The sequence below is a fragment of the Streptomyces sp. ISL-100 genome (assembly GCF_018614615.1).
Taxonomy (GTDB): domain Bacteria; phylum Actinomycetota; class Actinomycetes; order Streptomycetales; family Streptomycetaceae; genus Streptomyces.
Genome location: NZ_JAGGOK010000005.1, coordinates 102,196 through 109,615 on the forward strand (window position 1 = coordinate 102,196; position 7,420 = coordinate 109,615).

7 protein-coding genes are annotated in these 7,420 nt (G+C 71.5%); 4 read left to right on the forward strand and 3 right to left on the reverse strand.

Annotated elements, in window-relative coordinates; translation table 11 throughout:
• Positions 1-3 precede the first annotated feature (3 nt).
• Both J7E89_RS03910 and J7E89_RS03915 read left to right on the forward strand, forming a co-directional pair.
• Complete coding sequence (locus J7E89_RS03910) at positions 4-222, forward strand: hypothetical protein (protein ID WP_214968343.1); 219 nt, start codon at positions 4-6, stop codon at positions 220-222.
• 43 nt (positions 223-265) lie between these two features.
• On the forward strand, positions 266-1,483 hold the full coding sequence (locus J7E89_RS03915) for a TerD family protein (RefSeq protein WP_214968344.1): 1,218 nt from the start codon (positions 266-268) through the stop codon (positions 1,481-1,483).
• A 19-nt stretch (positions 1,484-1,502) separates the two neighbouring features.
• On the opposite strand, the gene J7E89_RS03920 is transcribed toward J7E89_RS03915, so the two are convergent.
• Entirely contained in the window at positions 1,503-1,730 is a 228-nt protein-coding gene (locus J7E89_RS03920) for a hypothetical protein (protein ID WP_028814330.1), read from the reverse strand.
• Positions 1,731-2,587: 857 nt separating this feature from the next.
• On the opposite strand from J7E89_RS03920, the gene J7E89_RS03925 reads away from it, so the two are divergent.
• Complete coding sequence (locus J7E89_RS03925; protein ID WP_214968346.1) at positions 2,588-3,475, forward strand: protein kinase; 888 nt, start codon at positions 2,588-2,590, stop codon at positions 3,473-3,475.
• Here the strand turns inward: J7E89_RS03925 and J7E89_RS03930 are convergent.
• Positions 3,441-4,883, reverse strand: a complete 1,443-nt coding sequence (locus J7E89_RS03930; RefSeq protein WP_214968349.1) for an alkaline phosphatase PhoX — start codon at positions 4,881-4,883, stop codon at positions 3,441-3,443. The genes J7E89_RS03925 and J7E89_RS03930 overlap by 35 nt on opposite strands.
• A gap of 104 nt (positions 4,884-4,987) precedes the next feature.
• Here J7E89_RS03930 and J7E89_RS03935 point away from each other — a divergent pair, with 104 nt between their 5' ends.
• Complete coding sequence (locus J7E89_RS03935) at positions 4,988-5,794, forward strand: SDR family NAD(P)-dependent oxidoreductase (protein WP_214968352.1); 807 nt, start codon at positions 4,988-4,990, stop codon at positions 5,792-5,794.
• 144 nt (positions 5,795-5,938) lie between these two features.
• Here the strand turns inward: J7E89_RS03935 and J7E89_RS03940 are convergent, their stop codons facing one another.
• The gene (locus tag J7E89_RS03940; protein WP_214968374.1) at positions 5,939-7,375 is read right to left on the reverse strand and encodes a hypothetical protein; all 1,437 of its coding nucleotides are present in this window, start codon (positions 7,373-7,375) and stop codon (positions 5,939-5,941) included.
• Between the last annotated feature and the right edge of the window lie 45 nt (positions 7,376-7,420).

The window sequence follows — 7,420 nt, forward strand, 5'->3', positions numbered from 1 at the left end:
TCCATGCCAAGACCTCATGGATTCAGTTACGAGCGGTTCGGCGACGGCCGCGTCGCCATCACCCACCAGGGCCGGCCCGCCGGCACCCTGCGGGGCGCCCGCGCCGAGAAGTTCCTGGCCGAAGTGGGGGCCGGCGACGGCCAGCTGGTCATGGCCCGCTGGACCGGGGCGTACAAACACGGCAACGAGCGGGCTGCGAAGAATCACCCGCGCAACGGGTGACGGGTAAGGGAACGGCAAAGGGGCGTCGGTCGTTAGCTTTGGCATGACCGCAATGACCCCCGGCTCGAATATCCCGCTCTCCACCGCCCGCGTGGCCGTGGACGTTGCCGCCCCGGTGCGGCTCGACGTATCGGGCCTGCTGCTCACCGCCGACGGCAAGGTGCGCTCGGACGACGACTTCATCTTCTACAACCAGCCCTCCGGCCCCGGTGTCACCTACCGCTCCGGCGGCGGCACCGCCCCCGACGCGATCGTGGTGGACACCTCGGCGGTCCCGCCGGGCATCGAGAAGATCGTGGTCACGGCGAGCCCCGACGCCGCGGGCCAGACCTTCCAGGGCATCGAGCCCACCGCCACGGTGCGGGGCGCAGACGACGGCGTCACGATCGCCACGTTCACCCCGCCGCAGCTCGGGTCCGAGACGGCGCTGGTGATCGTGGAGATCTACCTCCGCAACGGCGCGTGGAAGGTGCGCGCGGTCGGTCAGGGTTACGCCAACGGGCTGGCCGGCATCGCCACGGACTTCGGCGTCTCGGTGGAGGAGCCCGCCGCCCCGGCCGCTGCCGCGCCCGCTCAGGCGCCCGTGGCGCCGCCTGCGGCTCCGACGGCCGACCCGCGGATCGCGGCCGCCCCTGCGGCTCCTGCGGCGCCCGCCGCCCCGCCCGCGGCCCCCGCCCCGAGCGGAAAGATCAACCTCGACAAGGGCCGGGTCAGCCTCCAGAAGAACCAGACGGTCTCCCTGGTCAAGGGCGGCCGCCCGCTGCTCTCCCAGGTCAAGATGGGCCTCGGCTGGGAGCCGGCGTTCCGGGGCAAGGACATCGACCTCGACGCTTCCGTCATCGCGTACGACGGGAATCGCAAGCACCTGGACAGCTGCTACTTCGGCAAGCTGTCGATCCTGAACGGTGCGGTCAAGCACTCCGGTGACAACCTCACCGGCGAGGGAGCCGGCGACGACGAGGTGATCACCGTCGACCTCGGCCGCATCCCGGCGGAGGCGACCGGCCTGGTGTTCACGGTGAACTCCTTCACGGGACAGAAGTTCACCGAGGTGGCGAAGGCCTACTGCCGTCTGCTGGACGCGGCGACCGGTGAGGAACTGGTCCGCTTCGACCTGACGGGCGCCGAGCCGCAGACGGGGGTAATGATGGCCAAGCTGATCAAGCAGTTCTCTGGAGAATGGGAAATGACCGCGATGGGCGACTTCGTGAAGAGTCGCACCGTTCGCGGCATGGTCAAGCCGGCAGCCCAGGCCCTGTAGCGCTCGCGCGCCGCAGGGACTAGAGCTTGGTCAGCTTGGTGAAGGGGCTCAGGATGCGGCCTTGCCGTCCTGCGAAGTCGATGAGAACGGCGGCTTCGCCTTCGACTGCGATGACCCTCCCGAGTCCGAACTGATCATGCGAGACCCGGTCGCCCACCTCGAAAACCTCGATCGGGGGGGCGTCCGCGGCGGGGACGTTGAAGGGACTGGACGGCAGGTAGCGCCGGGCTCCGGCTGACTTTGTCATTAGTTGAGAGTATGCGCCCCGGGAGGCCGCCACGCCATGCCCGCCCATGATCACTTCGCCAGGGGCCGGTCGGCGGCCCTGCCGGCGGCCGGCCGCGGGCCCCTGCGGAAGGCCGCTCCCGCAAGGCATCCGGAGGTACGGCGACCAGGCGTTGCGGACGGAGGGTGACCGGGCCGGTACCCGGTGACGTTCCAGGGGCGGACTGGAAAATTCTGCGGCACACGGCCGGTCGGACCGCGCCGCGCGCCGGGCGCGGCCGACGCGCAGTGACGATGAGCACGCGGGGCTCCACACGCTCGCAAAAGGTCTCCTGCGAAACGAAATTGGCGACATCGAGCAAAAACGGCCTGGACCGCGCATCCGAATGGTGGCCGCCGGCCCCTGCGGCCCCTTCGTGGGGGACAGGCGATTAATTTCCCCGCAGTGATGCGGGGCGCACAGCACAAACGGGTGCCCGAGGCCGTTCCGAGAAGCCGGTGACGCACTGAACGACCGCTCTGACCGCCGAGTTGTACCGCCTGTAGCCCGTGGGCGGATGCGAATCCGCGACGCAACTGTGCCGAAGAAATAACCGTTGTCCGTGCGCCGGACACCCCATTGCTGCGCCTCACAGCATCAATGGCGGCAAGGCTTAAGAGGCGTAATCATCCCGGGCGCCAGAAGTTTTTGCCGGAAACACGAGCCGGAAACACGAGAGAGCGCGAGGGGCGCAACCGCCCGGCCGCCGTGAGCGTCGCAGAAGACGTCCGGGACACTGGATCGCGATCACGATCAAGATCGCCCTAAAGATCACTGGACGGGCCGGATCACCGGCGACCGTACGACCGTACGACCGCACGAGCGGAAGGGACCACGGCATGGCCGAGCGCGCGGAGTACCGCATCGTCTCGCTGATCGGTGAGGGCGGTACGGGCCGTGTCCAGCTGGCGTGGACGCCCGCCGGCCGGCTGGTCGCCCTCAAGACCGTCCATGAGCATCTGACCGCCGCCCCGCGCTTCCGCGAGCGGTTCCGGCGCGAGGCCGCCGCCGCGCTCCGCGTCCGCGGGCCCTTCACCGCCACGGTGCTCGACGCCGGCCCGGAGGACCAGCAGCCCTGGCTGGTGTCCGAGTTCTGCGTGGGGCCGCCGCTCGTGGAGGCGATCACCACGGTCGGTCCGCTCGGGCCCGCGGACCTCGGCACGTTCGGCTCCGCGCTCGCTGTGGCCCTGTCCGCGATCCACGGCGCGGGGCCCGCGCTCCTCGAACTCAAACCGGCCCATGTCCTGATCACCCGCCGGGGCCCCAAGATCATCGACTTCGGCACGGTCGGCCGCTCGGCGGGGCTGGACCCCGCCGGCTCGGGCTTCAGCGGCTTCATCGCCCCCGAGGAGCTGACGCCGGGAAGCAGGGCGGACACACCGGCCGATGTGTTCGCACTGGGTGCCCTCCTCGCGCTGTCCAGTACGGGACGCAATCCGTTCGGGTCGGGCAGCGCCGCGCAGGTGACCCACCGGACCCTGCACGACGCCCCCGACCTCGTCGGCGTGCCGGGGGCCGAGTGGCCCGGCTTCCTGGCCGCCTGCCTGGCCACCTCCCCGGCCGACCGGCCGAGCATGCCCGAAGCCCTCGCCTGGTGCGCGGAGCGCGCGGCCACCGTGCCGTGGTGGGAGCAGGAGCCGCTGACCGACCTCATTCGCGAGCACGAGGACGCCCTGGCCGAGCTGCTCGCGGTCAGCGAGGGCGACGGCGCCGCCACGGACCGGTGATCGCGACCATGATCCCCGGGTCCTGGATATTGGCGTAGAGCGTCTTCCCGTCGGGCGAGAAGACGACCCCGGTGAGCTCACTGAACTCCGGCTCGGCGTCCGTCCCCACGTTGAGGTCATTGCGGGCGATGGGGTACGTACGGCCGCTCTCCGTGGCACCGAAGAGGTGCTGGCCGCCCTCGCCGTCCTCCGCGATGACCAGCCCGCCGTACGGCGAGACGGTGATGTTGTCCGGCCCGTCGAACTGCCCGCCCGTACCGAGCAGCACCTTCAGCGTCAGCGTGCGGCGCTTGGGATCGTAGAACCACACCTGCCCGTCGTGCGGCTCGCCGGGGCTCTCGTCACGGGCGTACGAGGAAACGATGTACGCGCCGCCGTCGGCCCACCACATGCCTTCGAGCTTCCGGGCCCGTGTGATGTCCCCGTCGTCGAACTGCTCGCGCACCGGTGCCGTCCTGCCGTCACGGTCCGGTACGTCGATCCAGTCGACGCCGTAGACCGTGCCGATGCGCGTGGCGCGCGACAGGTCGTCGACGAACCGGCCGCCGGAGTCGAAGCACTTGGTGGCCTGGAGGGTGCCGGCGTCGTCGGCGAGCTTGCGCAGCTGTCCGCGGCCGTGCTTGAAGCCGTGCGGCGGGACCCAGCGGAAGAGCAGCCCGTTGGGCTCCGAGTCGTCCTCGGTGAGGTAGGCGTGGCCGCGCTTCGGGTCGATGACGACGGCCTCGTGGTCGAAGCGGCCGAACGCCTTGACCGGCTTGGGGTTCAGATTGGCGCGGCGGTCGTACGGGTCGACCTCGAAGACGTAGCCGTGGTCCTTGGTCATGCCGTTCTCGCCGGCCCGGTCGGAGTTCTCCTCGCAGGTCAGCCAGGTGCCCCAGCTGGTGCTGCCGCCCGCGCAGTTGGTGGAGGTGCCCGCGACGGCGACCCACTCGGCGACCTCGCCGCCGCGGTGCACCTCGACGACCGTGCAGCCGCCGGACGCGGCCGGGTCGTACACGAGGCCCTCGGCGAGCGGCACGGGGTACTGCCACTTCGACCGCACGCCCTTGAGCTCGTGGTTGTTGACGAGGAGCGTCGTGCCGCGCGGGCCTTCGAAGGCGGCGGTGCCGTCATGGTTGGACGGCGTGTACTCACCCGACTCCAGCCTGGTGACACCGGAGTGCGTGATGATCCGGTACGAGAAACCTGCGGGGAGGGCCAGAATGCCCTCGGGGTCGGGAACGAGCGGTCCGTAGCCGGGACCGTGCCCGCCCTTTCCGGCCTCGTCACCCGCTCCTTCGGTTTCCGCCGCGTCGTCGGCGGCGAGGGCCCCCGGTGCGGTGGCGAGCGCGTCGACGCTGCCGACGAGCGCGACCGAGGCACCGGTGAGCGCGGAGCGTCTGGCGAAGTCCCTGCGGGTGATCGACATTCGTACCTCCTGAGGCCCTTGAGGGGCACGTGTTTTCGGGCCCAGGCTCGCGCGCGCGTATAAACGAGGGCTGAACAACGCCCGACATCCGAGAGGCCACCGTCATGCACCTGCCCCCGCCCGTGCCGCACCCGTCCGTGCCGCCGCAACTGCCCGCCACCGGCCGCCGTGTCCTCGTCAGCGGTGCGTCGCGCGGTCTGGGCCGCGCGGTCGCGTACGCCTTCGCGGCGGGCGGCGACCGTGTCGCGGTCCACTACGGTTCACGTCGCGAGGACGCCCTGCGGACCCTCGACGGTCTCCCCGGTACGGGCCATGTGCTGGCCGGCGGCGACCTGTCCGACCCGGCGGGCGCGGTCGCGGTGGCGGATGTGGCGGCGGAGGGGCTCGGCGGCATCGACGTACTGGTGAACAACGCGGCCGTCAACGAGCGCCACCCGCTCGCCCGGACGCCGTACGACGAGTGGGCGGACGTATGGCAGCGCCATGTGGCCGTCAACCTGCTCGCGACGGCCAACCTCAGTCATCTCGCGGCCCGTCGCATGATCGACCGGGGTACGGCGGGCCGGATCGTCAACATCGGCTCGCGCGGCGCGTTCCGCGGGGAGCCGGACCACCCGGCGTACGGAGCGACGAAGGCGGCGGTGCACGCGCTCGGCCAGTCGCTGGCGGTGTCCCTCGCGCCGTACGGCATCGGGGTCGCGTCGGTCGCGCCCGGGTTCTTCGAGACGGAGCGGGTGGCGGACCGGCTGAGCGGCGCGGAGGGCGAGGCGATCAGGGCGCAGAGTCCGTTCGGCCGCGTGGCCACGGCCGAGGAGATCGCGGGCGCGGTGGTGTGGCTGGCGTCGCCGAGTGCGGAGTGGGCTTCGGGGACGGTGCTGGACATGAACGGCGCGTCGTATCTGCGGACTTGAGGGGCGGGTACCTGCGGCGCTGTCCCCGCCCCGCCCCGCCCCTTCCCGAACGCCGGACAGGCTGGACAGTGCCTCCTGGGCACCTTTCAGCCTCTCCGGCGTTTGAGGGAGCGGGGCCTGGGGCCGGGCCCCAGTTCGGCCCACTCAACCCGCCCTGCGCGACCTCGCCTTGAACGCCGCCTTCCGCGCTTCCTTCGCCGCCTTCTTGTCCGGATGCAGCCGCCCCATCGCCTCCAGGACATCCGCCGTGGCCGGGTGATCCACCCGCCACGCCGCGTCGAAGAAGCCACTGTGACGGCCGGTCAGCCCCGCTACCAGGCCCTGGAGCTCGTCCGGTTCACTGTCCACGTCGAGCTGCGCGGCAATGGTGTCGATGGCCAGCCAGAAGATCATCGACTCGGGCGGCGGCGGCACGTCCGAAGCACCGTGCTCGGCGAGCCAGACCCGGGCCAGGCCGCCCAGTTGCGCGTCGTCGAGCACCTCGCGCACCGCGTCCTCCGCCTCCGGGCCGACGAGCGACAGCGCCTGCTGGCTGCGGAGCCTGCGCAGCGGCGCGCCGCGGTCGGTGCCGCGCGCGGCGGCAAGCAGCTCCCGTGCGGCGGCGGCTGGTTCGCGCCGGGCGAGCCAGAGCTGCGTCTCGGCCCCGGCGGACGACTCGGGGAAATACGCGATGCCGTCGAGCAGCGCCTCGGCGCCCTTGTCCGCGAGGTCGCCGACCGCGGGTGCGTCGACGCCCGCTTCGAGCATGCGGGCCCTGACCCCGTACAGGCCGAGCGGGGTCAGCCCCACCATTCCGTACCGCGTCACGTCCTCGTCGTCCACGGGCGGCTCGGGCTCCGCGCCCTCCTCCGCCATCAGCGCCTCGTCGACCGGCTGGTAGGCGACAAGCCCGATCGGCTCCAGCACCCTGAACTGCTCGTCGAGCCGCATCATCGCGTCCGACACCTGTTCCAGTACGTCGTCGGTGGGCTCGCCCATGTCGTCGGGCACGATCATCGAGGCGGCGAGCGCGGGCAGCGGCACCGGGCCTTCGGCCGCGCCCTCGGAGACGGTCAGCAGATAGAGATTGCCCAGTACGCCCTCCAAGAACTCGGCCTCCGCCTCCGGGTCCCACTCCAGCGCCCCGAAGTCGATCTGCCCCTCCTCGTCGATGGCCTGCGCGAGGTCGTCCAGGACGGGCGCGGTGGCGTCGGCGAAGACGGCGTCGAAGGCGTCGAGCCAGATGGCGAGTACGTCCTGCGGGCTGCCGGAGGTGAGCAGCGCCAGGTTCTCGCCGGCCGTGGCGGTGCCGAAGGCTTCCTCTTCGCCCTCTTCACCCTCGGCGGGATCGGTGACCTCGACAAGCCCCGCGTCAACGGCGAGACGCCAGGCCTCGCTCGCCTCCGCCGCGCCGTCCTCATCGGCGGCGAGACCGAGGTGCTCGGCGGCCTCGGGCAGTTGCTCGTCGACGAGTTCGCCGCCCGCGCCGACCCGGGTCGCGGGCCCCGCCCACCGGGCGAGCCGCGCGGCGCGTGCGAGCAGCGGCGAGGTCACGCCCCCAACGCAATGGGCAACTTCTGCTTCGAGGTGACGCTCGGCTATCGGCGCTTGGAACTCCTTCCTCGCACGGAGGGTAAGGAGCGTCAC

What these genes read in the sequence shown, in the direction of transcription:
- J7E89_RS03930 (WP_214968349.1), bottom strand. Translation starts at nt 4,883, where the DNA reads ATGTCGATCACCCGCAGGGACTTCGCCAGACGCTCCGCGCTCACCGGT.
- J7E89_RS03915 (WP_214968344.1), top strand. Translation starts at nt 266, where the DNA reads ATGACCGCAATGACCCCCGGCTCGAATATCCCGCTCTCCACCGCCCGC.
- J7E89_RS03925 (WP_214968346.1), top strand. Translation starts at nt 2,588, where the DNA reads ATGGCCGAGCGCGCGGAGTACCGCATCGTCTCGCTGATCGGTGAGGGC.
- J7E89_RS03910 (WP_214968343.1), top strand. Translation starts at nt 4, where the DNA reads ATGCCAAGACCTCATGGATTCAGTTACGAGCGGTTCGGCGACGGCCGC.
- J7E89_RS03920 (WP_028814330.1), bottom strand. Translation starts at nt 1,730, where the DNA reads ATGACAAAGTCAGCCGGAGCCCGGCGCTACCTGCCGTCCAGTCCCTTC.
- J7E89_RS03935 (WP_214968352.1), top strand. Translation starts at nt 4,988, where the DNA reads ATGCACCTGCCCCCGCCCGTGCCGCACCCGTCCGTGCCGCCGCAACTG.